Annotated in this window: 17 protein-coding genes and 1 pseudogene; 10 read left to right on the forward strand and 8 right to left on the reverse strand. The window is 68.7% G+C overall.

All coding sequences use genetic code 11. The annotated features are described in order from the left end of the window. Nucleotides 1–358 precede the first annotated feature (358 nt). The 3 genes from HXX10_RS26455 to HXX10_RS26465 all read left to right on the forward strand — a co-directional run bounded on the left by HXX10_RS26455 (nt 359) and on the right by HXX10_RS26465 (nt 4,024). A complete protein-coding gene (locus HXX10_RS26455; RefSeq protein WP_296526318.1) occupies nt 359–1,780 on the forward strand; it encodes an MmgE/PrpD family protein in 1,422 nt (473 codons plus the stop codon). Then, nucleotides 1,777–2,907 (forward strand): NAD/NADP-dependent octopine/nopaline dehydrogenase family protein, encoded by a 1,131-nt coding sequence (locus HXX10_RS26460; protein WP_296526319.1) that lies wholly within the window; start codon nt 1,777–1,779, stop codon nt 2,905–2,907. Before HXX10_RS26455 ends, HXX10_RS26460 begins: the two co-directional genes overlap by 4 nt. Nucleotides 2,908–3,043: 136 nt before the next feature. Beyond that, nucleotides 3,044–4,024, forward strand: coding sequence for a tripartite tricarboxylate transporter substrate binding protein (locus HXX10_RS26465; RefSeq protein WP_296526320.1), 981 nt, complete (start codon nt 3,044–3,046; stop codon nt 4,022–4,024). 387 nt (nt 4,025–4,411) lie between these two features. Here HXX10_RS26465 and polA read toward each other — a convergent pair whose 3' ends face one another. Together polA and HXX10_RS26475 are read right to left on the reverse strand one after the other, a co-directional pair. After that, entirely contained in the window at nt 4,412–7,456 is a 3,045-nt protein-coding gene (gene polA / locus HXX10_RS26470; RefSeq protein ID WP_296526321.1) for a DNA polymerase I, read from the reverse strand. A 187-nt stretch (nt 7,457–7,643) separates the two neighbouring features. Next, on the reverse strand, nt 7,644–7,973 hold the full coding sequence (locus tag HXX10_RS26475) for a GlsB/YeaQ/YmgE family stress response membrane protein (RefSeq protein ID WP_296526322.1): 330 nt from the start codon (nt 7,971–7,973) through the stop codon (nt 7,644–7,646). Between the two features lie 68 nt (nt 7,974–8,041). On the opposite strand from HXX10_RS26475, the gene HXX10_RS26480 reads away from it, so the two are divergent. Further along, nucleotides 8,042–8,221 carry a hypothetical protein gene (locus HXX10_RS26480; RefSeq protein ID WP_296526323.1) on the forward strand — a complete coding sequence of 60 codons (180 nt, stop codon included), beginning with the start codon at nt 8,042–8,044 and terminating at the stop codon, nt 8,219–8,221. Nucleotides 8,222–8,239: 18 nt separating this feature from the next. Here the strand turns inward: HXX10_RS26480 and pufA are convergent, their stop codons facing one another. From pufA to HXX10_RS26500, 4 genes and pseudogenes are all read right to left on the reverse strand, one after another. Next, complete coding sequence (gene pufA, locus HXX10_RS26485) at nt 8,240–8,419, reverse strand: light-harvesting antenna LH1, alpha subunit (protein ID WP_296526324.1); 180 nt, start codon at nt 8,417–8,419, stop codon at nt 8,240–8,242. 23 nt (nt 8,420–8,442) lie between these two features. Then, a pseudogene (gene pufB / locus HXX10_RS26490) lies at nt 8,443–8,577 on the reverse strand (light-harvesting antenna LH1, beta subunit); the annotation flags it as partial. 371 nt (nt 8,578–8,948) lie between these two features. Beyond that, the gene (locus HXX10_RS26495) at nt 8,949–9,335 is read right to left on the reverse strand and encodes a DUF488 domain-containing protein (protein ID WP_296526325.1); all 387 of its coding nucleotides are present in this window, start codon (nt 9,333–9,335) and stop codon (nt 8,949–8,951) included. Nucleotides 9,336–9,371: 36 nt separating this feature from the next. Further along, nucleotides 9,372–10,424 (reverse strand): acyltransferase family protein, encoded by a 1,053-nt coding sequence (locus HXX10_RS26500; protein ID WP_296526326.1) that lies wholly within the window; start codon nt 10,422–10,424, stop codon nt 9,372–9,374. 299 nt (nt 10,425–10,723) lie between these two features. Here HXX10_RS26500 and hrpB point away from each other — a divergent pair, with 299 nt between their 5' ends. The 5 genes from hrpB (at nt 10,724) to HXX10_RS26525 (ending at nt 19,166) form a co-directional block, all read left to right on the forward strand. Beyond that, nucleotides 10,724–13,261, forward strand: coding sequence for an ATP-dependent helicase HrpB (gene hrpB / locus HXX10_RS26505; protein WP_296526327.1), 2,538 nt, complete (start codon nt 10,724–10,726; stop codon nt 13,259–13,261). Nucleotides 13,262–13,639: 378 nt separating this feature from the next. After that, nucleotides 13,640–14,134, forward strand: a complete 495-nt coding sequence (locus tag HXX10_RS26510; protein ID WP_296526328.1) for a TIGR02281 family clan AA aspartic protease — start codon at nt 13,640–13,642, stop codon at nt 14,132–14,134. 267 nt (nt 14,135–14,401) lie between these two features. Next, nucleotides 14,402–16,063, forward strand: coding sequence for a phosphoglucomutase (alpha-D-glucose-1,6-bisphosphate-dependent) (gene pgm, locus HXX10_RS26515; RefSeq protein ID WP_296526329.1), 1,662 nt, complete (start codon nt 14,402–14,404; stop codon nt 16,061–16,063). A 255-nt stretch (nt 16,064–16,318) separates the two neighbouring features. Next, nucleotides 16,319–17,818, forward strand: a complete 1,500-nt coding sequence (locus tag HXX10_RS26520) for a phosphomannomutase/phosphoglucomutase (RefSeq protein WP_296526330.1) — start codon at nt 16,319–16,321, stop codon at nt 17,816–17,818. 472 nt (nt 17,819–18,290) lie between these two features. Then, nucleotides 18,291–19,166, forward strand: coding sequence for a CoA ester lyase (locus HXX10_RS26525; protein WP_296526331.1), 876 nt, complete (start codon nt 18,291–18,293; stop codon nt 19,164–19,166). A gap of 190 nt (nt 19,167–19,356) precedes the next feature. Here the strand turns inward: HXX10_RS26525 and HXX10_RS26530 are convergent, their stop codons facing one another. Both HXX10_RS26530 and HXX10_RS26535 read right to left on the reverse strand, forming a co-directional pair. Next, nucleotides 19,357–21,120, reverse strand: a complete 1,764-nt coding sequence (locus HXX10_RS26530) for an ATP-binding protein (protein WP_296526332.1) — start codon at nt 21,118–21,120, stop codon at nt 19,357–19,359. Nucleotides 21,121–21,124: 4 nt separating this feature from the next. Continuing rightward, complete coding sequence (locus HXX10_RS26535; RefSeq protein ID WP_296526334.1) at nt 21,125–21,955, reverse strand: substrate-binding domain-containing protein; 831 nt, start codon at nt 21,953–21,955, stop codon at nt 21,125–21,127. A gap of 422 nt (nt 21,956–22,377) precedes the next feature. On the opposite strand from HXX10_RS26535, the gene HXX10_RS26540 reads away from it, so the two are divergent. Continuing rightward, a complete protein-coding gene (locus tag HXX10_RS26540) occupies nt 22,378–24,030 on the forward strand; it encodes an MFS transporter (RefSeq protein WP_296526335.1) in 1,653 nt (550 codons plus the stop codon). Nucleotides 24,031–24,082: the final 52 nt, after the last annotated feature.

Here is a 24,082-nt window from a genome sequence, read left to right on the forward strand (position 1 = left end):
AAACGGCTTCGGCGAGTGTCCTGACAATGCCCGCTCCGTCACGGGCCGGCAGAGTCGACATCGTTGGATTCGAGGAGTCCTCGCGGCTTCGCCCGGAAGTGACCGTCGCCCTGATCGGTCGACACTATCTGTCAATTTCTTGTTTTGCCAGATAGTGTCAATTTTGTTGACGCAGCGCCGCGGTCGTGCGATCGATCGACGCCTCGTGGACGAGAACTTTCGGCCCACTCCCGGCCGCCGGGCCGGCGCGTTCGGCGGGGCGACTTGGAATTTTCGACTAGGCGACCCGTGCGTCACGCATTGGCGGTCGCCTGTCTCGGGCTGCGGCCTGGGGCGCAAACGAACAGGACCGCTGCCGATGACCCGGGCCTCCGCCGACACGACGGTCGCGCAGACGCTGGGGGCTTTCGTGGCCGACACCGGGCACGATGACGTTCCGCCGTCCGCCCGCGCGGCCGCCCGCCGCGCGATCGTCGACGGCATCGGCGTCGGCTTCGCAGGCGCGAATATGCCGTTCGCCCGCATGACGCGCGATCAGGCCCTCGCCGAATGGCGGGCGGGCCGGTCGAGCCTGATCGGCGTGTCCGGCGTCGCGCTCGTCGCGCCCGGCGCAGCCCACGTCAACGCCGTTGCGGCGCACGTTCTGGACTTCGACGCCAATTTCAATGTCGGCATGGTGTTCGCGCCGGCCGTCCTTCTTCCCGCCATCCTGGCGGCCGCCGAGGAGGAGGATGCGCCCGGGGCCGATGTCGTCACGGCTTTCGCGATCGGGACCGAGGTGGTCCGTGTCCTCGCCGAAGCGCTGTCGGAATCGCCTTACCGCAAGGACAAGGACAGCCTCTTCTATCGCGGCTGGTTCAACAGCGCGGTTCTCGGCCCGATCGGCGCGGCCGCCGCTTGTGCGCGCATTCTCCGCCTCGATTCGATCCGCGCCAGCCAGGCGATCGCGATCGCTGCGATACAGGCCGGCGGTCTGCGCATCGCGGTGGGATCCGACATGAAGCCTGGCCTGGTCGGCCGTGCCGCGGAGACCGGTGTCCGGGCAGCCGTTCTGGCGAAGGCCGGGGCGCAGGCTCCAGCGGATGCCGTCGAAGGCTTTCGTGGCCTCGTGCAGGTGGTCAACGGCGGACAATGGAATGCGGCCGCCTTCGCGACGCTCGGACACTTCGCCGACGTCGGCACCTCCTTCAAGGAGTACCCGGCCTGCTCGTCGATTCAGGCGGCGGCGGAAGCGCTCGAACACCTGATCGACCGTCACGCGATCGATCGCGCCGACATCGTCGAGGTGCGCTGCGACGTCACGAGCCACATCGCCAGCAACCTGACCTTTCCTCGTCCGGATTCGGTGACCCAGGCCCAGTTCTCGATGCCGTTCGCCATCGCGTGCATCCTCCTCCACGGCCACTTCACCGCCGACCTGCTGACGGAGGAGACCGTCCGCGATGACGCGATCCGATCCGTGATGGGCCGGGTGACGATGCACAAGGCCGCGCTGTTCGACGACGACGAGGTCAGCAGGCTGGCGACGGAGGCCACGCGGGTGACCTTGACGTTGAGGGACGGCCGCAGCATCTCGCATCTTCAGGCGGCGGCGACCGGAAAACCGACGAATCCGATCTCGGACGAACGGCTGGACCGGAAGTTCCTTCGCAACGTCGGTCCGCTCCTGGGAGACGGCGGCGGCCGTGCTCTGCTCGCACGACTGCGCGGACTCGACAGCGCGATCCGGGTCCGCGAGCTCTTCGCGGAAGCGCCCATGCACGAAAGGCTCGAGCCATGACCGCCGTGCGAGGAGACAAGGTCGCGATCCTCGGAGCCGGCGCGATCGGCCTGGCGACGGCGGCCGTCCTGGCCGATCGGGGACATCGGCCCGCCGTCTGGTCGCCCCGAGGGCGAAGCCTCGTGGGCATGCCGCCGACATCGCCGCTCGCGGCGACAGGGGCCCTCGACGGGTCTTGGGAGATCACATGCGCCGCCGATCTCCCGACCGCGCTGTCGAGCGCCGACACCATCATTCTGGCACTGGACGCCAACGGGCATGCCGACGTGATGGACGCCGTTGCTCCGCTTCTGCAGCCCGGCACCACCGTCATCATCGAGGCGGCGCACTCGCTCGGCGCAGTCTATCTCTCACGTCTTCTCCACGATCGCGGCATCCGCCTTCCGGTCGTCTCCTGGAGCACGGCGATCGCCACGGCGCACCGCACCGGACCGCTCACCGTCGATATCCGCACGATCCGGCCACGCATCGACGCGGCGGTCATGCCGGGCGACATGCGCGACGCCGGGATCGCCACCTGCCGAACGCTGTTCGGTGACCGGTTCGCGACGAGAACCGATGCGCTCGCCATCGCGCTTCTCTCGAACTGCAACCCGATCTTCCACGTCCCGGTCTGTCTCCTGAACGTCTCGCGCGTCGAGCACGGCGAAACATGGGCGCCTTACGGCCACACGACACCGTCGGTCGGCCGGTTGATGGAAGCCCTGGACCGGGAACGGATCGCGATCGGCGCCGCCTTCGGGCACGAGATCCACAGCGTGAACGAGCACTTTCATCGATCCTTCCGCATTCCGCTGGGGTCGATGGCCGAGATGAACGCCACGCTCTTCGCCGCCGGGCGCGGCCCGCGCGGCCCACGCGACATCGCGCATCGCTATTTCGCGCAGGACATCTCGTACGGACTGGTGTTCGCCGCCGCGATGGCGCGCTCGGCGGGCATCGCGGCTCCCCTCCACGAGGCGACGATCGACCTGGCGTCGGCGGCATTGGGCCGGGACTTCACCGCCGACAACACGCTCATCCCGTTGCTCGGACTGCAGGGACTCGATCGTGACGACGTTCTGAAGCGTGCCTCGGAAGGATACTTTCCCACGACCTCCCAGGGCAACGAGCGGCCCTTGCCATGACGTTCCGGCAAACCGTCTGCGCCGTTCTCGCAGGACCACCACGAGGCACGCCGCACAGGCACCTCTCTTCGACTGTCAGGTCGTCCGGGACATGCAGTGCGCCCGCGCTGCGCACCATCGCAAAAGGAGAACGACGATGCGACGACGCAGCTTCCTGATCGGCGGCGGCATGACCCTGGCGAGCGCGCTCGCCAGACCGGCCGTGCATGCGCAATCGGCTTGGCCGCACGGCCAACCGATCCGCATGGTCGTGCCGTTCCCGGCCGGTGCGGGCGTCGACGGCATGGCACGACTCGCCGCCGAGCGCCTGCAGGACAAGCTCGGCGCCACTATAATCGTCGAGAACCGCCCGGGCGGCGCAGGCGTGGTCGGCACGACCGCGGTGATGCAGGCGAAACCCGACGGGTATACGCTGCTCGGCTCTGCCATCAATCACGTCGTGTTGAACTTGGTTCTGCGCGGCGCCACCTTCGATCCGCAGAAGGATTTCGAATGCGTGGCGCGAACCGCCAGCGCCCCGCTGGTGATGGTCATAGCGCCGCAGCGACCCGAGCGGACGCTTACCGAGATCCTCGAGTCAGCCAAGCGCGCTCCCAAGGAGTGGACCTTTGCGGTCCCCTCGCTCACAGCGCCCGCCCATCTGGCGGCCATCGATTTCATGCGCCGGACGGGCGTGAAATTCACCCTTGCGTACTATCGCGGCGCCGCTCCGGCCCTGACCGACGTGCTCGGCGGGCACGTCCAGTTGATGGTCGATTCCGCGTTCACGATGGTGCCGGCGGCGCTCGACGGCAGGCTCCGCGCGATCGGCGTCACCTCACGCCAGCGCTCACCCTTGGCGCCGCAAATCCCGACCATGATCGAGGCCGGTGTGCCCGATTTCGTCGCGGATTCCTGGTACGGCATCTGGGCGCCCAAGGGCACGCCGGTGGACATCCGCCAGCGCATCAACGACGTCATGCGCGAAGCGATGGCCGATCCCGAAATCGTCAAGAAGCTGCAGGGCTGGTTTCTCGAACCGGTGGCGGAATCGATCGACCAGACGGAGACCTTCATCGCCGGTGAGGTGCCGCGTGTGGTCGCGCTGCTCAAAAGCGTCGATTTCCAGCCTCAATAGCGCCGCGACAGCGACGCGGTGACTCTGATCACCGAGCGGACCCATCGGTTGGCGATCAATGCGGACGACTCGGGGCCGCGACTGCCCTCCGGCACCATCCGGACGACGGTCGAGGTCCGTGTCGCGGCGGCTGACGGGGGCGTAGCCGACCTTCGCCTGAAGCCGCGAGCTTCGGCGTCTTATGCGAACGCGGACTGATGCAGCGAAGCCATCCACCGGATGATCGGCAGGCGTTGGTCTCCAGCGCTTCCGTTATTGTGAAATACGGAAGTCGACGATCGATCGAGTGTCGGTAATTCAATCGGCTATCAAGCCAACATCGACCATCGGTTGAAAATCAGCTTCCAGCCGCTGCGCGACCGAAGCTGATCCAGCGCTCCGGGTGCATCAATGCGCCTCGTCCCAATTGTCGGCGGCGCGGGCATCGACATGCAGGGGCACCGAGAGCGCGACGGCCGGCATGGCGGCCTGTTCCATCACGCGCGTCACCACCGGCAGGGTCTTCTCCACCTCGCCGTCCGGCACCTCGAAGACCAGCTCGTCGTGCACCTGCAGGAGCATGCGGGCCGTGAGCTTCGCCGCGGCGAGCGCGCCCTCCATCCGCACCATGGCGCGGCGGATGATGTCGGCCGCCGTGCCCTGCAGGCGCGCATTGATGGCGGCGCGCTCGTTGAAGGCGCGCAGCGACGGGTTCGACGCGCCGATGTCCGGGTAGTGGCACTTCCGGCCGAACAGGGTCGCCACGTAGCCATGCGTGCGGCAAAACAGCTTGGTCGCTTCCATGTAGTCGCGGATGCCGGGAAATCGCTCGAAATAGCGCTTGATGTAGGCGCCCGCCTCCTCGCGCGGAATGCCGAGCTGATTGGCCAGGCCGAAGGCCGAGATGCCGTAGATGATGCCGAAATTGATCGCCTTGGCGCGGCGGCGCACCTCGGCCGGCATGCCCGCGACCGGCACCCCGAACATCTCGGACGCGGTCAGGGCGTGGATATCGATGCCCTCGCTGAACGCGGTCTTGAGCGCCGGGATGTCGGCGATCTCGGCCAAGAGCCTCAGCTCGATCTGCGAATAGTCCGCAGACACGAGCTTGGTGCCGGGCCGCGCGACAAACGCGCGGCGGATCTTTCGGCCCTCCTCGGTGCGGACCGGGATGTTCTGCAGATTGGGATCGGCCGACGACAGCCGCCCCGTGGTGGTGGCGGCGAGCGCGAAGGTGGTGTGCACCCGGCGCGTCTGCGGATTGACGAAGGTCGGCAGCAGATCCGTGTAAGTCGATTTCAGCTTCGTCAGTTGCCGCCATTCCAAAAGCTTGACCGGGAGAACGTGGCCCTGCTCGGCGAGCTCGTCGAGCACGTTGGCCGAGGTCGACCATGCACCCGTCTTGGTCTTCTTGCCGCCGGACAGGCCGAACTTCCCGAACAGGATGTCGCCGAGCTGCTTCGGGCTGCCCAGATTGAACGGCTCGCCGGCGAGCTTTTGAACCTCGTCCTCCAGCGCGGCCGCCTTCTGGGCGAGCTCGCCCGAAAGGCGCGACAGGATCTCGCGGTCGATCGCGATGCCGCGCCGCTCCATGCGCATCAGCACCGGCACCAAAGGCCTTTCCAGCGTCTCGTAGACCGTGGTCATGTGCTCGGCGACGAGGCGGGCGCGGAACAGCCGCCACAGCCGCAACGCCATGTCGGCCTGCTCGGCGCAATAGGGGCAGGCGCGCGAGATCTCCACCTGCTCGAACGGCACCTGGGCCTTGCCCTTGCCGGCGATGTCGGCGAGCGCCAGCGCCTCGTGGCCGAAATGCCGGTGGGCGAGATCGGCGAGCCCGTGCGGGGCGATGCCGGCGTCGAGCACATAGGACATGAGCTGTACGTCGTCGATCGCCACCGCCTCGATGCCGTGACGCATCAGCGCGTGCAGGTCGGCCTTGAGATCGTGGCCGATCTTGAGGACGCCCGGGCTCTCCAGCATGGGCTCGAGCCGCGCCAGCGCCTCGCCGAGATCGACCTGGCCCGGAAACAGACCGCCGCCTTCAAGAAGATCGTCGCCGCGGCGATGGCCGAGCGGCACATAGGCGGCGCGCCCCGGCGCCAGCGCCAGCGCGAGACCGACCAGATCGGCGCGCATCGGATCCGACGAGGTGGTGACGATGTCGAGCGCGACGAAGCCCTGGTCGGTCGCCGCGGCGATCCATTTTTCCAGCGTCGCGACATCCCCGATCGGCGCGTAGCCGGTGCGGTCGAGCTTTTGCTTCGAAAGCTCGTCCTTGCGGCTCGCCGCCAGCGCCTCCGGCGTGACGACGATCGCGCCGCCGCCGTTCGGTCGCGCCGCCGGCGGCGGACGGGTGTCGCCGAGGTCGAAGCCGAGCTGGCCCGAGGCGCCGGCGCGGCGCGGCGCCGGAGCTGATTCGCCGACCGGCTCGCCGGCGGCAGCGGGCGCCCCTGCGGATGCGTCAACCGATGCATTGGCGCGCAAAACCGGATCGGCCTCGATGTCGTTCGGATCGATCGCCAGGGCCTCGGCGACACGCCGGGTCAGCGTGGAAAACTCCATCGCCTTGAGGAAGGCGATCAGCTTCGTCGCGTCACGGCCGTCGAGCAGCAGATCGTCGAGCGGACAGGCGACGTCGACATGGTCGTCGAGCAGCACGAGCCGCCGCGACATCAGCGCCGTGTCGGCATTGTCGAGCAGCGTCTGGCGGCGCTTCTCCTGCTTGATCTCGCCGGCGCGCGCCAAAAGCGCGTCGAGGTCGCCGTACTCGCCGATGAGCTGCGCCGCGGTCTTCACGCCGATGCCGGGCACGCCCGGCACGTTGTCGGTCGGATCGCCGATCAGCGCCTGCACGTCCGGCACCTTTTCGGGCGGCACGCCGAACTTCTCGATCACCTGGTCGCGGCCGATGCGGCGCTCGTTGCCGGGCATCGGGTCGTACATCAGGACGCCGTCGCGCACGAGCTGCATCAAATCCTTGTCGCCGGCCACGATGGTGACGTCGGCCCCCGCCTCGCGGGCGACACGCGCATAGGTGGCGATCAGGTCGTCGGCCTCGAAGCCCTCCTGCTCGATCGGGATGAGGCCGAAGGCCCGCACCGCGTCGCGCATCAGCGGGAACTGCGGGATCAGCTCGTCGGGCGGCTCGGGGCGGTGGCCCTTGTAGTCGGAAAAGATGTCGTTGCGGAAGGTCTTGCCCGAGTAGTCGAACACCACCGCCATGTGGGTCGGGTTGACGCCGTCGAGCCCCTCGCGCAACAGCTTCCACATCATGTTGCAGAACGCCATCACGCCGCCGACCGGCAGCCCGTCGGAGCGGGTGAACGCGCGGCCCCGGCTCTGCGCCGCCTTGAACATGGCGAAATAGGCGCGGAACACGAAGGACGACCCGTCGATCAGGAAGACGTGGTCGCCCTTGCGGAGCGGGCGGGCGAGCGGTTCGGCGGACATGCAGGACTCGGGGCTACGGAATCGGGCCCCGAACTATACACTCTCGGCCGGCTGCGCCAGTCCACTGCACCAAGGGGCCGGCGTCTTTGGGACGACAATGCCGAAGCCGGCGTCGTCTCGCCCGTATCTCGTCCGTCTTCGCGAGCCGGCGCTCGCCTCGATCGGGAAGGCGCCGAGACGAGGGGCGCTATCGGCCGGGCTGTGCCTTCCAGAAGCCTTCCGCGTATCGCAGGGCGACCAGCAGGATGCCCGAACCGGCCGCGGCCGTGATGGCCGGCCCGATCAGCTTCACCGGAATCTGCACGCCGTAGCGACGGGCAAGCCAGGTGCCGGCCAGAGCGCCGACGATGCCGACAAAGACATCGCCGATCAGATCGAAGCCGAGGCCGCGTCCGATGCTGTTGGCCCACCAGCCGACCAAAACGCCGACGAGCAGAATGACGACGGTACTCTCACCAGAAATAACCACGTAAGCCTCCGTTGCCTTTTCGAGTCGCGAGAAACGTCCAGCAGACATGAGGACGTCCGGCGGCGGCCTGGGTCCTGGTTCTATACTCTGCGGTGCAGGGCAATCCACGATACCCGATGGAGAACCGCGTGACGCCTTACCCGCAAGGCCAATGGACCGGCCACGCCATGCAGGGGGCGAAATTCCCCCTGCGCCTGCGCGAACGGTCCATCAGCAACCGTATTGCATCGTCGTCGAAGTCAGCGTCCCGGCTGCAATGGCCGGCCGAGGTTTCGACGACGACGCCGGGCCAGTGACCGACCCCGGCGTCGATGCTACTTCTTCACGACCTTCTCGGCGGCCGTCTTATCGTTGATGAAATTGTAGCGCGGATTGTTGAGGACGAAGGAATGCACGGCGATCGCGACGAGCAACGCCACGATCCAGATGACCGGAAGCCACGTCGACGGGTTGATGACCTGCCAAATCTTGTAGTCGTCTGCCGGGTTAGCCATAATCTATTTCCTCTCGCTCAGAACCAAGGCTTCCAGGCCCACACCAGCACGTGTGCGAGCACGGCGATGACGACGAATGCACTGAACGTCGTCTTGAATTGATTGTGGAACTCGATCGCTTCCGCTTCCGTCAGGCCGGACAGGCTTCTCTCTGACATCGGGATACCCTCTATGGTTTGCCGTAAACAATCCTTCGCAATGTCTTCGCTGCGGTCATGTCGTGACGACTCCGTCGCGACATCTTTTTCGACCGGAAAGGCCGCGATGCAATTCGACGCTCATACCGCTACCTCGACGGCGAACCAGCCAGGGAGATACGTCGATGATCGTCCGTCGAAAATACCGAATTAGTCGCTTCGACAATGCTTGGACCGGCAAGAGTTGCATCGCACCGCCGCGAATATCCGATGTATAGCGATCCTGACAGGCCCGACTGTCAACAACGATGAAAACGTAACTCCGCGGGCCTATTTGCCGTCGTTCCGGGGCATTACAGGACCGTCCGGGCGACGATGGCGCCGCCGGGCGCTCACTCGATCCAGGCGCCGCACGCGACGAGCAGCTCGCGCAGCACGCCGCGATGGCAGTGCGCCTCGTCCCCGCAATAGCAGCCGATCGAGACATTCGCGCCGTGCGACAGGGTGGCGAGCAGATCGAGGAGGTGTTTCGGCGTCGGCGCCGCCATCTCGGCCCGGAAGGCGCGCGTGAAGGCCTTCCATTCGGCGGTCGTCGCCGCCGCATGCGCCTTCGCCATCAACGGCAGGCTCGGCGCGAGCTCGGGAAGCCAGACGTCGAACCAGTTCTCCGCCGCGTAATCCTCTTTCCGCACGCCGCGCGGCGGCCGGCGCACCGTCCCGATCCGGGTCCCTTCCTGCGCGAGGCGCGGCGTCCCGAGGCGGACGACTCGAAGGGCCATCGGAGGTTCCTCTGCCCGGGGTCGACGCGTCGGCGCCTACTCGGCCGGCTGCAGGCGGCCGCCGGCGGGCGCGCGGCGGAGCACGAGATGCGCCCAGTCGGGCCGCGTGAACAGGAAGGCGAAGCGGGTGTTGCGGACCACCCACCACATCGCCATCGCCCCGGCGATGGCGGCCGCCGTGACGATCAGCGACACCGCCCCGACGCTGTCGATCACGCCGGTGTGGAGCAGCACGGCGCGGGTCGCCGCCATCGGCAGGAAGAAGGCGAGATAGACCACGATCGAGTGCTCGCCGCAGAACCGGATCGGCGCGAACACCCAGGCCTTGGCGAGGAGCACCGACAGCACGATCACGGCACAGGCGCCGGCAAAGCCGAGCGCGAGCGAGACCAGCGGCAGGTCGGAGTAGCCGCCGAACACCAGCGCACCGTTGACCAGCGCCCACACAGTGAGGCCCGCGAACGCCGCCAGCGGGCGCGCCGACGCCGCCTCGGCCATGGCGAACACGCGGGGCGCGAGCAGGAAGCCGGTGTAGAAGTAGACGAAACGGGCAGCGAACTCATCCGGCACGGTCCAGCCGGTGTGGATCGGCGCGATCTCCAGCGCAGCCGCCACCAGCCACAGGGCGAGCGGCGGGATGCGGAGCTGGCGGGCCGCCTTGGTCACCACGAAGAAGATCGGCAGCATATAGATGAACCACAGCGTCCCGAACGGCTCGATGAAGGCGAGCGCATACTGGCCCGGCACGCCGGCCCAGCCGTGCTCGGAGGCGAGCCCCGGCGCCTTCACGACGAGCTGGATGGTCATCCACAGCAGATAGAAATAGGCGAAGTGGATCACCTTGCGATCCGTGTAGGTGCGCCAGTCGCGGTCGATCACGCGCGCCAGGAACAGGCCGGAGATCAGGAAGAAGTCCGGCATGCGGAACGGTTTCGCGAACGCCACGAAAGCGTGCATGAAGCCTTCGCCGCCGACCGCCAGCTCGACCCCGAAGGTCGAGTGCAGCATGACGACCATGATGATGCAGACGCCCTTGGCGGTGTCGACCCAGTCGATCCGGGCGGCGTCGGTGGGCACGGGGGTTGCCATCGTCCGTCCTAGCCTGCTTGTGGCGTCTGCCCTGTCCCGAACCGAGTCCCGATTCCGGACAGAATTAGGTTACGCCCCCGTTAAGAGGGCAAGAATCGGGCCTGCCCGCAAGGGGGGTCTGGAATTGCGGTTAATCCAGGGGGTGTAGGTCCACCCGTCCATCGCCTGGTCCGCACCGGCACGGGGCGCCGGCGGGCAGAAAAGCCGTGCGGAGCCGGCGCTGTCCAGACACAAGGACGTGGGCAGCCGGCGCCCCGCGCGGATCATGGCGGCGGGGTCGAGGTGTTATTGGAACGCGCATGACTGATTTTCACCGTTTCGACGTGCCGTTGCCGATCGACGAGGCCCTGCCGGCGCTGGTCGCCGCCCTCGCGGCGCGCGACGCCGCCGTGCTGGTGGCGCCGCCCGGCGCCGGCAAGACCACCCGGGTGCCGCTGGTGCTGGCCGAAGAGCCCTGGGCGAAGGGGAAAAAGATCCTGGTGCTGGAGCCGCGCCGGCTCGCGGCCCGCGCCGCCGCCGCCCGCATGGCCGCCACCTTGGGCGAGGCCGTCGGCGAGACGGTCGGCTACCGGGTGCGGTTCGGCTCGAAGATTTCCGGCCGGACCCGCATCGAGGTGGTCACCGAGGGCGTCTTCACCCGCATGATCCTGGACGACCCGATCCTGGAAGGCGTCGCGGCCGTGCTGTTCGACGAGTTCCACGAGCGCTCGCTCGACGCCGATCTCGGCCTCGCGCTCGCCCGCGACGCCCAGCAGGGTCTTCGCGAGGATTTGAAGCTCCTGGTCATGTCCGCCACCATCGATGGGGCGCGCATCGCCAAGAGCCTCGGCGACGCGGTGCGGGGCGACGCCCCCGTGATCGCCAGCGAAGGCCGCGCCTTCCCGGTCGAGACCCGGCATCTTCCGCGCGATCCCGGCAAGCACCTGGAGCCACAGGTCGCCGAGGCGGTGCTGCGGGCTCTGCGCGCCGAGACCGGCTCGATCCTGGTGTTCTTGCCCGGCGCCGCCGAGATCCGCCGCACCGAGACCCTGCTGGGCGAAAAGATCGCCGACCCGGCCGTCGACGTGGTGCCGCTCTACGGCGCGCTCGACGCCGACGTGCAGGACCGCGCCGTGTCGCCGGCCCCGCCGGGCCGTAGAAAAGTGGTGCTGGCGACCTCGATCGCCGAGACCTCGCTGACCATCGAGGGCGTCCGGGTGGTGGTCGATTCCGGCCTCGCGCGGGTGCCGCGCTACGAGCCGGATCTGGCGCTGACCCGGCTGGAAACCGTCCGGGTGTCTCGTGCCGCGGCGGATCAACGACGCGGCCGCGCCGGCCGCACCGAGCCCGGGGTCTGCTGGCGCCTGTGGGACGAGCGCGAGACGGCCTCGCTCGAACCCTTCGTCCAGCCCGAGATTCTCGCCGCCGACCTGACCGGCTTCGTTCTCGACCTCGCCCATTGGGGCGTCACGGATCCGGCCAAGCTCTTGTTTCTCGACCCGCCCCCCGCCCCCGCACTGGCGGAGGCCGGCGCGCTCTTACGGGCGCTCGGCGCCCTCGATGCCGACGGGCGGATCACCGATCTGGGCCAGCGCCTGCGCGCCTTGCCGCTGCCGCCGCGGCTGTCCCGCATGGTGCTGGCGGCGGCCGGGCTCGGCGCCGCCCCGCTCGCCGCCGACATCGCCGTGGTGGTGACCGAGCGCGGGCTCGGCGGTACCGACCCGGACATCCGCCACCGCGTCGACGGGCTGCGGCGCGACCGCTCCCGCCGGGCCGAGGACGCACGCCGGATGGCGGCGCGCTGGGCCGAGATCGCCACGGCCGGGCGCCGCATCGCCGGCAGCGTCGGCCTCCCGGACGGCGTTCGCCTGTCCGGCAGCGCCGAGAAAACGGCCGGCGCCCTGCTGGCGCTCGCCTATCCAGATCGGGTCGCCAGGAATCGGGGCGGCGGAACCGGTGCCGTGCTGCTGGCGAGCGGCCGCGGCGCCACCGTCGACCCCGCCTCCGCGCTCGCCCGGGAGTCGTTCCTCACCGTGGCCGAGCTCGCCGGCAGCGCCGGCAACAGCCGGGTGCTGCTCGCCGCGCCCGTCGCCATCGAGGACATCGAGGCGCTGTTCGCCGACCGCATCGTCGAGACCGACGAGGTGACGTTCGATCCCGCCTCTGCCAGTCTTCGCGCCCGCTGGGCCCGGCGCCTCGGCGCCGTCGCGCTCGCCGAGCGCCCCGTCAAGGTCGTGCCCAACGACGAGACCGCCCGCCGCCTCGCGGAAAACATCGGCAGCCTCGGCCTCGCCCGCCTGCCGTGGTCGACAGGTCTGACGCAATGGCGCGACCGGGTGAACTTCTTGCACCGGCACGAGGGCGAGGAGTGGCCCGACCTGTCGGACGACACCCTGCTCGCCACCATCGTGGACTGGCTGGCGCCTGCCCTCTCCGACAAGACCACACTCGCCGAGTTGGGTGCCGACGATCTCTCCAACGCGCTGCACGCTCTGCTGCCGTGGAACCTGCGCAAAAAGCTCGACCACGAGGCGCCGACCCATTTCGAGGCGCCGTCCGGCTCGCGCGTGCCGATCGACTACGAGAGCGCGGAGGGACCCAAGCTCGCCATAAGAGTGCAGGAGCTGTTCGGCCTCGACCGCCACCCCACCGTCGCGGGCGGCCGCGTGCCGCTGGTGGTCGAGCTTCTGTCGCCGGCGCACCGGCCCGTGCAGATCACCCGCGACCTGCCGACATTTTGGCGCGGCTCCTACGCCGACGTGCGCACCGATCTACGCGGGCGCTACCCCAAGCACCCGTGGCCCGAGGACCCGCTGACGGCCCCGGCGACCCACCGCGCCAAGCCGCGGGGGACGTGAGGCCCTCTCCCCGCGTGCGTTTCAGGATGCACACATCTCGTATTGTCGAGGCAGTTCGCGGTTTGGCAGGGAGCGACCTCACCCATCGGCGTCATCGCCGGGCTTGACCCGGCGATCCATCGTTCTGCTAAACAAGTCTTCTTGCGAAGCAGGATGGATGCGCGGGTCGAGCCCGCGCATGACGATCTCATGCATGGCAAGCGATGTGTGCATCCCGTAGAGCGCACGCGGGGAGAGGTAAGAACGCCGAACCTCGAGCACTTATAGTGATCCGGCCGACACTCTCTTCACCATCGTCCCAAAGTCCGGCGCCGCCGTTAGCCTCCCGCTCAGCGCCGGCGTGCTGCAATGCCGCCTCGTCTGTTCGAGGGATTCGCGATGCGCAGCATCCTCGTCTTCGCGCTCCTGGCGCTCGCCATCGGCGCGTTTGCGCCGAAACTCTATCTTGACGCCACCGCCCGCACGGCGCCGGTCGCCGCGCCGGTCACGCCCGCCTCCTCCGGCTATCGCAGCCTGACGCTGCGGCCCGACGACCGCGGCCATTTCCAGACCGACGGCACCCTCGACGGCCGCCGCATGTCGTTCCTGGTCGACACCGGCGCCTCGGTGATCGCACTCAAGGCGAGCGACGCCGCGCGCCTCGGCGTCCGCCCGGCGGCACGCGACTTCACGGCGCGGGTCTCGACCGCCAACGGCACCGTGATGGCGGCGCCGACCGAGATCACCCGGGTCGATGTCGGCGGCCTCGTCGTCTACAACGTCGCCGCCCTGGTGCTGCCCGACGAGGTTTTGACCCAGAACCTGCTCGGCATGTCGTTCCTGTCGCGCGTGCGCTTCGAGCACCGCAACGGCCGGCTCGTGCTGGAGCAGTGACGCCGGCGCCCACCCTCCTCCACAGTCATGGCCGGGCTCCGTCCCGGCCATCCACGTCCTTGTCGCGACGCCGTTTTTAGACCTGGACGCGGGCGACGAGCGCGGGCATGACGGGTCGGGAGTCCTGGCTCTCCGTGCCCCGGCACGACGTATCGCAGCGCCAAAACCCCGCGTGCCAAACCGGGACGGGGACGGTAGATTGGCCGGCGTTTTCCGCCGGACCCGGTCAGACCCGGCCAGGTCCCGACCCGACCCAGGGACAGAGCGATGACGATTTCTCCCCTCGCCGGCAAGCATCCGCCCGCTGAGCTGCTGGTCGATCTCGGCCGCCTCGATCGCGCCTATTACGAGCGCACCCCCGACATGGACGACGCCACCCAGCGGGTCGCCTTCGGCACCTCGGGCCACCGCGGCACCTCGCTCGCCGGCTCGTTCAACGAGGCGCATATCCTGGCGATCTCGCAGGCGATCTGCGAGTACCGGGCCGGCCAGGGCATCGACGGACCGCTCTATCTCGGCAAGGACACCCATGCGCTGTCGCGCCCGGCCGAGCGCAGCGCCCTGGAGGTGCTCGCCGCCAACGGCGTCACGGCCGTGGTCCAGCGCGACGACGGCTACACCCCGACCCCGGTGATCTCGCGCGCCATCCTGGTCCACAACCGCGGCCGCAAGCAGCATCTCGCCGACGGCATCGTCATCACGCCGTCGCACAATCCGCCCGAGGACGGCGGCTTCAAGTACAATCCGCCGCATGGCGGACCGGCCGACACCGACGCCACCAAATGGATCGAGAACCGCGCCAACGCGCTGCTGCGCGACGGCAACCGCGGCGTCAAGCGCATCCCGCTCGAGCGCGCGCTCGCCGCCGAGACGACGCATCGCGAGGACTTCGTCCAGCCCTATGTGGACGACCTGGACAACGTCGTCGACATGGCGGCCATCAAGGCGGCGGGGCTGAAGCTCGCGGTCGACCCGCTCGGCGGCGCCGGCCTGCCCTACTGGGCGCCGATCAATGCGCGCTGGGGGCTCGACATCGACATCGTCAACAAGGACATCGACTTCCAGTTCGCCTTCATGACGGTCGACCACGACGGCAAGATCCGCATGGACTGCTCGAGCCCGTATGCGATGGCGAGCCTGGTGACGCTGAAAGACCGTTATCAGGTCGCCTTCGGCAACGACACCGATGCGGACCGGCACGGCATCGTCACGCCCTCGGCCGGGCTCTTGAACCCGAACCATTATCTCGCGGTCGCGATCCGCTACCTGCTCACCCACCGCAAGGACTGGCCGACCGACTCGGCCGTCGGCAAGACGCTGGTGTCGTCGAGCATGATCGACCGCGTGGTGAAGAAGCTCGGGCGGCGCCTCTCCGAGGTGCCGGTCGGCTTCAAATGGTTCGTCCCGGGCCTGGTCGACGGCTCCATCTGCTTCGGCGGCGAGGAGAGCGCCGGCGCGAGTTTTCTCCGTCGCAACGGGACGACGTGGACGACCGACAAGGACGGCCTGATCATGGATCTCCTGGCCGCCGAGATCACGGCCGTCACCGGAAAAGACCCGGGCGAGCATTACCAGGAGCTGACGCGGGAGTTCGGCGCGCCGTTCTACACCCGCATCGACGCGGCCGCGACGCCGGACGAGAAGGCGCGGCTCGGCAAGCTGTCGCCCGCCGCCGTGACGGCCAAGGAGCTGGCCGGCGACGCCATCACGGCGAAGCTCACCAACGCGCCGGGCAACGGCGCGGCGATCGGCGGCCTGAAGGTGACGACCGAGGCCGGCTGGTTCGCGGCGCGCCCGTCCGGCACCGAGAACATCTACAAGATCTACGCCGAGAGCTTCCGCAACGCCGTCCATCTGCAGGCGATCGTCTCTGAGGCGAAGGCGATCGTCGGCGCGGCACTGGCCGGCGAAGGCACGGCGGCGGCGTGACACGCGATCACACCGACTCTGATGGCTGGAGCAGAGCGCTGCCCCGGCCTGCTCCCTCCCCCCTTGTGGGGGAGGGCTGGGGAGGGGGGTAACCCCACTCTCCGGCGCAAGCGTCCACCCCCCTCCCTGTCCCTCCCCCACAAGGGGGGAGGGAACGCAAGAGGACGGTCACGTCATCACGAGAAGCCCGGGGTCGTGTGGATCATCGATCTGCCGAAATTCGAGATCGGGTGCTCGTCTGAGAAGAAGGTCCCCATGTACCCCCTGCCCCGTGCCGCCCTCTCGCCCAACACCTACGCGTTCGAGTCGCAGCCGCTGGTGAAGCCGACCGGCTTTCGCGAGTACGACGCGCGCTGGCTGTTCGAGAAAGAGATCAACCTGATGGGCGTGCAGGCGCTCGGCATGGGGCTCGGCACGCTGATCCGCCGTGCCGGGGTAAAACCCGAGATCGTCACCGGACACGACTTCCGCAGCTACTCGGCATCGATCAAATACGCGCTGGTCTCCGGCCTGCTCGCCGCCGGCTGCACCGTGCACGACATCGGGCTGGCGATCACGCCGATGGCCTATTTCGGGCAGTTCGCGCTGGACGTGCCCTGCGTCGCCATGGTGACGGCGTCGCACAACGACAACGGCTGGACCGGCGTGAAGATGGGCATGGCGCGGCCGCTCACCTTCGGGCCCGACGAGATGACGCGCCTGAAGGAGATCGTGCTGGCCGCCGACTTCGATCTTTTGGGGGGCGGCGCCTACCGGTTCGTCGAGAATTTCCCGGAACGCTACATCGCCGACCTGACGAACCGGGCGCCGTTGAAGCGCAAGCTGAAGGTGGTCTGCGCCTGCGGCAACGGCACGGCGGGCGCCTTCGCGCCGGCGATTCTTGAAAAGATCGGCTGCGAGGTGGTGCCGCTCGACGTCGAGCTCGACTTCACCTTCCCGCGCTATAATCCGAACCCAGAAGATCTGGAAATGCTCCACGCCATCCGGGATGCGGTGCTGGAGAACGGCGCCGACGCGGGCCTCGGCTTCGACGGCGACGGCGACCGCTGTGGCGTCGTCGACGACAAGGGCGACGAGATTTTTGCCGACAAGATCGGCGTGATGCTCGCACGCGACATTTCGGCGCTCTATCCGAACGCGCAGTTCGTCGTCGACGTTAAGTCGACCGGCCTGTTCTCGACCGACCCGGTGCTGATCGCGAACGGCGCCAGGACCGAGTACTGGAAAACCGGCCACTCCTACATGAAGCGTCGCACCCACGAGCTGGGCGCGCTGGTCGGCTTCGAGAAGTCGGGGCACTTCTTTTTCAATACGCCGTTCGGCCGTGGCTACGACGACGGCTTCGTCTCGGCGCTGGCGGTCTGCGACATGCTGGACCGCAACCCCGGCAAGACGCTGTCTGAGCTGAAAGACGCACTGCCGAAGACGTGGTCGTCCCCGACCATGTCGCCGCATTGCGACGACGAGACCAAGTACGGCGTGGTCGACGCCGTGGTGAAGCATTTTACCGAAGCGCAGGCGAAGGGCGCGCTCGTCGCCGGGCAAAAGATCCGCGACCTCGTGACGGTCAACGGCATCCGCGTCACCGTCGAGGACGGCACCTGGGGGCTTGTGCGTGCCTCCTCCAACAAGCCGGAGCTGGTCGTCGTGGTCGAGAGCCCGGTGTCGGAGGCCCGCATGCGCGACATCTTCGCCGCCGTCGACGGCGTCCTGCGCACGCATCCGGAGGTCGGCGCCTACAACCAGACGATCTGAGACTGTCAAGACCTCCGACTCGTCATGCCCGGCCTTGTGCCGGGCATCCACGTCTTTTCTGAATTTCAACGAACAAGAACGTGGATGGCCGGGACAAGCCCGGCCATGACACGTGATGAGGGCGTTGCGGACGTCGCCGGAGCCACTCCCGCCCAGATCGCCACGAAAAGCCCATGGCGGTCGCGCGGCAGCGGATCGGAGAATGGCCGAGCGAGCCCGTCGCGCCGGCGAACGGGAGCCCTCCGGCGGCACGAAGGCGGCGAACCAACCGCCGGGGCACCCGTTCACCCCCGCCATCGATTCATGATCCATAAATGTTCCTGAGGGTGGGCACCCCGCCCCGGACCCCACCTTGCCGGCGCGGCTTTTCCCGGAAAAGCCGGTTCCCTCCCCGGCGGTAAATGCTCTAGGGTCGCTTCGCCGCTCAGCCCGCGAGAAGCCGGGCGGGCCAACGCCTTTCCGGAGATAGACGATGAGCATCCGTCCGCGCCGCAGCGTGCTGTACATGCCGGGCTCGAACACCCGCGCCATGGAGAAGGCCAAGACCCTGCCGATCGACGCCGTCATCCTCGACCTCGAGGATTCGGTCGCGCCGGACGCCAAGGCCGAGGCGCGCAAGCTGGTCGCGGCCACCGTCAAGGGCGGTGGGTTCGGCCGCCGCGAGGTGTTCGTACGGGTGAACGCCGTCGAGACGCCGTGGTTCAGCGACGACATCGACGCCGCGGTGCCGGCCCGGCCGGACGTCATCCTGGTCCCCAAGGTGTCGTCTCCCAAGACGCTGGAGATGATCGGCCAGCGCCTGCTCGACATGCATGCCGATCCGCGCGTCCGCATCTGGGCCATGATCGAGACGCCGCTCGCCATCTTCGACATCCGCGAGCTCGCCGCCGCCTCCTCCGACAGCGAGACGCGGCTCGGCGGCTTCGTGATGGGCACCAACGACCTCGCCAAGGAGACCCGCGTCCGCCTTGTGCCGGGCCGCGCGCCGATGACCGGCTGGCTCGCCAATTGCGTGCTCGCCGCCCACGCCTATGGGCTCGACATCATCGACGGCGTCTACAACAACCTGTCCGACCTCGACGGCTTCAAGCACGAATGCGCCGAGGGCCGCGACCTCGGCTTCGACGGCAAGACGCTGATCCATCCCAACCAAGTGGAGCCGTGCAACGAGGTGTTCTCGCCGAGCGTCGACGAGGTCGCGCTGGCCAAGAAGATGATCGCCGTGTTCGACCAGCCGGAGAACCGCGGCAAGGGCGTGGTGCAGATCGACGGCCGCATGGTCGAGCGGCTGCATGCCGAGATGGCGCGCCGCACCGTCGCCATCGCCGAGGCGATCGGCATGGCGTGATCCCAGTCTTCACAAACTCCGACTCGTCATTCGCGGGCTCGACCCGCGAATCCATCGCTTGAAAAGAGATTCTTTCGAAGATCGATGGATTGCCGGGTCAAGCCCGGCAATGACGATGAAGGTCGATGACAACGAAGACTGGCGTGAGGCATCGCGGCGGCAGCCCTGCTGTGCGGTACCCCGCCCCCCGTCAGGCCGCCGCGTCGGTCGGGTGTGGGGATGTCACCGATTCGCCGGCCAGCACCCGGCGGATGCGGTCGTGCAATACGGCCTTGCGCAGCGGCTTGGCGATGAAGTCGTTCATGCCGGCGTCGAAGCAGGCCCGCACGTCCTCGGCGAAGGCATTGGCGGTCAGCGCCACGATCGGGATGCTGGTCCAGGCACCGCCGAGCGCCCGGATGGCGCGGGTCGCCTCGAGCCCGTCCATCTCCGGCATCCGCATGTCCATGAACACGACGTCGAAGGTGCGCCCGCGCGCCTGCTCCAGCGCCTCGCGGCCGTTCGCCGCGATCGTGAGCGTCGATGGCACGCTCTCCAGAAGCTTGGAGAAGACGAGCTGGTTGGTGGGGTCGTCCTCGGCGAGCAGCACCGCGAGGGAACGGCCGGGGCCCTTCGGCGGCAGCGGCTCGGACGGTTTCTCCACCGGCGCGGCCGCGGCCTGCATGCGCGCCTCGCCGATCGGCAGGGTCACCGTGACCGTGAAGGTCGTGCCGACACCCGGCGTCGAGTCGACCCGGATGGTGCCGTGCATCTGCTCGACGATCCGCTTCGAGATGGCGAGGCCGAGACCCGTGCCGCCGAACTTCCGGTTGATCGAGGTGTCGGCCTGGGCGAACTCACCGAACAGCCGGCCGATCTGCTCGGGCGCGATGCCGATGCCGGTGTCGCGCACGGCGCATTCGAGGGTTGCGGTCGTCGCCGTCCGGCCAGTGCAGCGCAGCGCGACCTCGACGCTGCCGGCCGCCGTGAACTTGACGGCATTGTCGACCAGATTGAGCAGCACCTGCTGCAGGCGGGCGCGATCGCCGATCAGCAGCGCGGGCACGTCACGATCGAGGGCGACCCGCAGGGGCAGGCCTTTCTCGGTGGCGCGCGCCTCGATGATCCTGACGGTCTGCTCGACCACGGCAACCACCGAGAAAGGCAGCGCCTCGAGCTGGACCTTCCCGGCGTCGAGCTTGGAATAATCGAGAATGTCGTTGAGCAGCCGCAGCAGGTCGCCGCCCGAGCGGACGATGGTGTCGGCGAGATGGCGCTGCTCGGGATCGAGCCTGGTGTCGAGCAGCGCCGACGACAGGCCGATCACGGCGTTCATAGGCGTGCGGATCTCGTGGCTCATCATGGCCAGGAAGCTCGCCTTGGCGGCGGTCGCCTCCCTGGCGAGCTGCAGCGCGGCCCGAGTCTGCTCGATCTGGCCGCGCAGATTGCCTTGGACCTCCTCGTGCTCGGCGACCGCGCGACGCAGCGAGCGCAGCGGCACCAGATAGGCCGACACGAAGATGGCGACGCCGATGCAGAGGCCGAACAGTCCGACCACGCCGATCCGCACCAGCAGCGGCATCAGGCTGATCTCCGCGTGGACGATACCGACCGTCGTGCCGTGGGCGACGATCGGCTTGTCAACCCGCAGCGCCGGGCCTTCGATCGGAGCGCCGACCTCCGCCACCAGCCCTCCCCCGGGCTCGGTGACGCTCTGGTGCTCGTCGATCCGGTAAAAGCCGATGAAGTCGGCGACGCGGTGCGACGCGAACCGCCAGATGTCGCCCTGGACATAGGCGTATTCGGCCACCCGGCGGGCCGCCAGCTCGGTCCGGTAGGCGAGCCGCGATTCCGCGGTCGTGTAGACGGTGACGCCGAACATCACCGGGCCGCCGATGCCGGCCAGCGCACCGACCAGGCCGGCGATGATCAGCACGGCACGGTTCAGATGGGCGAAGGAACGGGTGACGGTCATGGCGCTACTCGAACGGCGTCGCGCCGAGCGAGGCGATCAGCGCGCGTCCCGCCTCGGACCGGAGATGGGCCACGAACGCTGTCGCGGCCGGCTTCGGCGCCGCCGGCAGCACCAGGCAGATGCTCGCCGACATCGGATAGGTCTTGTCCGCCACGGCCGCGACCGCGGGCGTTATACCGTCCACCGTGACGAGCCGCAGGTCGAGCCGCTCGGCGCGGACCTGCAGCAACGACATCATGGCGAACGAGCCGGCCGTGCGCACGGCGATCTCGGCGTTCTCCTGGTCGGTGGTGGCGATCGGCACGCCGGACCGCTTGTAGGCATGCTCCAGCGCCGGAGCCATCGCCGGCCCCAGGGCGACCAGGTAGCCGTTTTCGGATCCGGCGCGCGACCGCAGAATGATCTTCAGGGGAGTGCTGTCCGGCCAAGCCGGGCCCGGATTCGCATACAGGGTCGGCAGATCCGCGAGGCGAATCCCGGCCGGCGCCGGATGCGACGAGGCGAACAGGAGCGGTGTGGTCGCGCAGCCAGCCTCGACCAGACCGGTCGCCTGCTCCTCGGCCGTGAGGTTGCGTCCGGCGACGGCGATGTCGATGGCCCGGGCCGCGAGGGCGCGCAGCCCGCCGGGCGTGCCGAGGCTCGGCATCACCTCGACCCGGATGTCCGGTGCCGCAGTCCGCAGGCTGTCGCCGATCTGCCGCATGGCGGCGAGCGCCATTCCGGTGCCGCCGATCCGCAGCGGCGCGTCACCGGCCGCGACCCCCACGGGCGCGACACAGACGGCCAGCCCCAGAGCCATGAGGCGCCACACCCGGACGACCAACCGAACCGCCATCCTGTCCTCTGCAGCTACGAAGCGAGGAGCCTCGAGGGACCGCCGAGAATCCAGTGAAACACATGGCAGTAAATCGATGCTTATGCGCGAGCCGCATCTGGCCACTTGGTAGATGTGGAGACGGTCGGCATCGTAAAACTTTACGGATTTCGTTTCGATGTGGGACACGGAAACGCCGGCACCCCCTTCGCAGAGGTTCATGCGTTCTGCTGGCAAGCGCCCTGGCCGACGCCCGCCGGGGCCGCAAGCCCGACGCTCTCCAGACCGGGAAAACCTCGTATCTCGAAGCACTTCGTCGGGACGCAGGGCAGCCCTCGGACGGACGTTCACGGCGCCGTCACGACGGATTGCATCGGCGCGCGCATGACGGCACGGCCGGCGCGCATGTTGATGACCGCGGGCCCCGCCGCTAGCGTCGGCCCATGACATCCCCCGCCCCCGCCGCGCCGGTGCCCGGTTCCGCCACACCCGGCGCGTTCGCGCCGTTCCGCCACAAGACCTTCACGGTGCTGTGGAGCGCCACCGTGATCAGCAATGTCGGCGCCTGGATGTACAACGCCGCCGCCGGCTGGCTGATCGCCGTGCTCGACCCGAACCCGCTCACCGTGTCGCTGGTGCAGGTGGCGACTATGCTGCCGATGGCGCTCTTCGCGCTGCCGGCCGGCGCGCTCGCCGACATCGTCGACCGCCGCCGCCTGCTGATCGCCGTGCAGGCCGCGACGCTCATGGCCTCGGCGCTGCTCGGGCTGATCGTGCTCGTCGGCGGCGCGACGCCGACGCTGGTGCTCGGCTTCACGTTCGCGGCCGGCGTCGGCGCCGCCATGGTGGCGCCGGCCTGGCAGGCCGTGGTGCCGCAGCTCGTGCCAAAAGCCGAGCTGCCGAGCGCCGTCGCGCTCAACAGCGTCGGCATCAATATCAGCCGGGCGATCGGCCCGGCGCTCGCCGGCCTCGCCATTGCCGGATTCGGGCTCGCCGCGCCGTTCCTGCTCAATGCGCTCGGCTTCGTGCTGGTGATCGCGGCGCTCGCCTGGTGGCAGACCAAGGGCGCGCGCCTGAGCCAGCTCCCGGCCGAGCGCTTCGGCAACGCCGTGCGGATCGGCCTGCGGCATGCGCGGAGGAATCCGCATCTGCGCGCGACGCTCGCCCGCAGCGTCGGCTTCTTCTTGTTCGCCAGCGCCTACTGGGCGCTGCTGCCGCTGATCGCCCGCGACCGGGTCGAGGGCGGCCCGCAGCTCTACGGCGTGATGCTGGGCGCCATCGGCGTCGGCGCACTGCTCGGCGCGATCGCGCTGCCGCGCCTGAAGGCGAGGCTCGGCGCCGACCGGCTGGTCGCCGCCGGCACGATCGGCACGGCCGTGGCGCTGGTGCTGTTCGCGCTCGCCCGCCATCCCGCGCCGGCACTGGCCGCCAGCCTGATCGCCGGCGCGGCGTGGATCCAGGTGCTGTCGAGCCTCAACGTCTCGGCCCAGGTGGCGCTGCCCGACTGGGTGCGCGGACGCGGGCTCGCCGTCTTCGTCACCGTGATGTCGGCCGCGATGACGCTCGGCAGCCTCGTGTGGGGCAAGCTCGCCGGACAGATCGGGCTGCCATGGACGCTGCTGATCGCCGCCGCCGGCCTTTTGGCCGCCATTCCGCTGACCAAGGGGGCAAAACTGCAGACCGGGCTCGGCGTGGATCTGTCGCCGTCGATGCACTGGCCGCAGCCGGTGCTGTCGCAGGACGTGGCGCCCGACCGCGGCCCCGTGATGGTGAGCATCGAGTACCGCATCGATCCGAAGGACCGCGACACGTTCCTGGACAAGCTCGCCGTGATGGAGCACGAGCGCCGCCGCGACGGCGCCTATGCGTGGGCCGTCTTCGACGACGCGGCGGCCGAGGGCCGCTTCGTCGAGACCTTCATGGTCGAGTCGTGGCTCGAGCATTTGCGCCAACACGAGCGCATCACCCGCGCGGCCCGCGTGCTGCAGGACGAGATCCGCGCCCTCAACGCGCCGGGCTTTCCGGCCGTGACGCATCTGATCGCAACGGACATGCCCCGCGGGGTGGCGCCAGCGGAGGAGGAGGAGGAGGCTTAGGGTCCGTACTCAATTTGCTTGCAGGGCGGATCGTCGGCTGATTCAAGGGCTC

Origin of the sequence: Rhodoplanes sp. (assembly GCF_013377085.1) — a bacterium.
Classification (GTDB): domain Bacteria; phylum Pseudomonadota; class Alphaproteobacteria; order Rhizobiales; family Xanthobacteraceae; genus Rhodoplanes.

Excerpts from the sequence above, each read along its gene's own strand:
- HXX10_RS26455 (WP_296526318.1), top strand. The coding sequence starts at position 359 with ATGACCCGGGCCTCCGCCGACACGACGGTCGCGCAGACGCTGGGGGCT.
- HXX10_RS26460 (WP_296526319.1), top strand. The coding sequence starts at position 1,777 with ATGACCGCCGTGCGAGGAGACAAGGTCGCGATCCTCGGAGCCGGCGCG.
- HXX10_RS26465 (WP_296526320.1), top strand. The coding sequence starts at position 3,044 with ATGCGACGACGCAGCTTCCTGATCGGCGGCGGCATGACCCTGGCGAGC.
- polA (WP_296526321.1), bottom strand. The coding sequence starts at position 7,456 with ATGTCCGCCGAACCGCTCGCCCGCCCGCTCCGCAAGGGCGACCACGTC.
- HXX10_RS26475 (WP_296526322.1), bottom strand. The coding sequence starts at position 7,973 with ATGTCTGCTGGACGTTTCTCGCGACTCGAAAAGGCAACGGAGGCTTAC.
- HXX10_RS26480 (WP_296526323.1), top strand. The coding sequence starts at position 8,042 with ATGGAGAACCGCGTGACGCCTTACCCGCAAGGCCAATGGACCGGCCAC.
- pufA (WP_296526324.1), bottom strand. The coding sequence starts at position 8,419 with ATGGCTAACCCGGCAGACGACTACAAGATTTGGCAGGTCATCAACCCG.
- HXX10_RS26495 (WP_296526325.1), bottom strand. The coding sequence starts at position 9,335 with ATGGCCCTTCGAGTCGTCCGCCTCGGGACGCCGCGCCTCGCGCAGGAA.
- HXX10_RS26500 (WP_296526326.1), bottom strand. The coding sequence starts at position 10,424 with ATGGCAACCCCCGTGCCCACCGACGCCGCCCGGATCGACTGGGTCGAC.
- hrpB (WP_296526327.1), top strand. The coding sequence starts at position 10,724 with ATGACTGATTTTCACCGTTTCGACGTGCCGTTGCCGATCGACGAGGCC.
- HXX10_RS26510 (WP_296526328.1), top strand. The coding sequence starts at position 13,640 with ATGCGCAGCATCCTCGTCTTCGCGCTCCTGGCGCTCGCCATCGGCGCG.
- pgm (WP_296526329.1), top strand. The coding sequence starts at position 14,402 with ATGACGATTTCTCCCCTCGCCGGCAAGCATCCGCCCGCTGAGCTGCTG.
- HXX10_RS26520 (WP_296526330.1), top strand. The coding sequence starts at position 16,319 with ATGTACCCCCTGCCCCGTGCCGCCCTCTCGCCCAACACCTACGCGTTC.
- HXX10_RS26525 (WP_296526331.1), top strand. The coding sequence starts at position 18,291 with ATGAGCATCCGTCCGCGCCGCAGCGTGCTGTACATGCCGGGCTCGAAC.
- HXX10_RS26530 (WP_296526332.1), bottom strand. The coding sequence starts at position 21,120 with ATGACCGTCACCCGTTCCTTCGCCCATCTGAACCGTGCCGTGCTGATC.
- HXX10_RS26535 (WP_296526334.1), bottom strand. The coding sequence starts at position 21,955 with ATGGCGGTTCGGTTGGTCGTCCGGGTGTGGCGCCTCATGGCTCTGGGG.
- HXX10_RS26540 (WP_296526335.1), top strand. The coding sequence starts at position 22,378 with ATGACATCCCCCGCCCCCGCCGCGCCGGTGCCCGGTTCCGCCACACCC.